Source organism: Neoaquamicrobium microcysteis, from assembly GCF_008180155.1.
Classification (GTDB): domain Bacteria; phylum Pseudomonadota; class Alphaproteobacteria; order Rhizobiales; family Rhizobiaceae; genus Aerobium; species Aerobium microcysteis.
Genome location: NZ_VSZS01000029.1, coordinates 1 through 1,305, shown reverse-complemented (window position 1 = coordinate 1,305; position 1,305 = coordinate 1). Strand labels below are relative to the sequence as shown.

The following is a 1,305-nucleotide window of genomic DNA, read 5'->3' as shown; positions in this document are numbered from 1 at the left end:
GCTTCGCGACGATCTCTTCGGGCTTGTGCTTCTTCTGGGGCATTCCAACGTCCTCTCTATCGGCCAAATAGCCTACTTCAGGGAGGACCACTTTTCAGGAGGCAGGCCAGTACGTGGCTGGAAGCGAGGCCCCATAAAGCACGACAATTGACGCCGCGCAGGCGATAAACATCGCGGCGCGCAGCTTGGGTCCAACAGACCCGTAGATCAGGTCGAAACGCATTTCTTCCTGTTCGGTCACAACGAAAGCGGCTCCAAACAAGACGATCCAGATCCACAGAATCGCGCTCAACTCATTCGTCCAGCCGGTCGGCCAGTTGAGCACGTAACGATAGAAAACTTGCAGCAAGAACAGGCCGAACATCGTGGCAAGCATCGCCGCCAGAACGTTCTCGGCGCGCCGATACAGCCAGTCGCCAAAGCTGAGGAGCGTCGGGCTCATCAGGGCCTCCCGAGACGCGGGGCGAGCCCGCCAAAGAATTTGAGAACGCCGGCCGCGATGGTCATCACGACCGGCTGCTTTTCAACTCAGAGCGCGTTGATCCTGCCGACCATCCCCTCAGGCCAGTCCTTGGCCAGATCGGACTCGAGATACATCTTCTGCGCATTGGTGCGGAATGCCTCGACATCCGGGGTGTAGACCTCCAGACCCTCCTTCCTGAAGAAGTCGGCCAGTTCAGCTTCCTTGGACAGATGCTGCTCGGCACTCCACGCGATCACTTCGTCTGCCGCAGCCTGAACTTTGGCCTGCTGCTCCGCCGACATCCCGTCCCATGCCGCCTTGGAGATCGTAAGCAGATCGAAGCCGACGAGGTGTGATGTCAGCACTATCTGGCTCATTACCTCGTGGAATTTGAGGGTGAGCACGTTTGGTAGCGGATTGTCCTGGCCATCGACAGCACCGGTTTGGAGGCCGGTGTACACCTCGGTCACCGCCATTGCCGTGGGGTTTGCACCGAGCGAGGTGCCCAGGAACTGCCAGGCATCGCCGCCCGGCATGCGCAGGCGAATGCCGGCCATGTCAGCTGGCGTATTTATCTTTTTCTCACCCCTGAGGCCGACCTGACGCGTACCGAAAAAAGTCGGCCCGAGGATTTTGACGCCAAGTTGGTCCTCGACCATCTGCTTCATCTCGGCGCCCGCGTCGCTGGCAAAGAACTTGTTCAGGTGCTCAGCATCCCGAAACAGGTAAGCATGTCCGGCGTCAGCACTGATGGGACCAAATCGGCTTAACTGAGAACGGAGGATTTCTGGTTCATCGTAGCCTTTCAAAGGAGCGAAGATGAGACAGAAATCCGGAACCGG

2 protein-coding genes are annotated in these 1,305 nt (G+C 58.5%); both read right to left on the bottom strand.

Annotated features, from left to right (window positions below):
- Positions 1-94 precede the first annotated feature (94 nt).
- Positions 95-442: a TRAP transporter small permease gene (locus FY036_RS00110; protein ID WP_148912711.1), complete on the bottom strand. Its 348-nt coding sequence runs from the start codon at positions 440-442 to the stop codon at positions 95-97.
- A gap of 86 nt (positions 443-528) precedes the next feature.
- A partial coding sequence (gene dctP / locus FY036_RS00105) for a TRAP transporter substrate-binding protein DctP (RefSeq protein WP_148912710.1) occupies positions 529-1,305 on the bottom strand: 777 nt, incomplete at its 5' end.

Excerpts from the sequence above, each read along its gene's own strand:
- FY036_RS00110 (WP_148912711.1), bottom strand. The coding sequence starts at position 442 with ATGAGCCCGACGCTCCTCAGCTTTGGCGACTGGCTGTATCGGCGCGCC.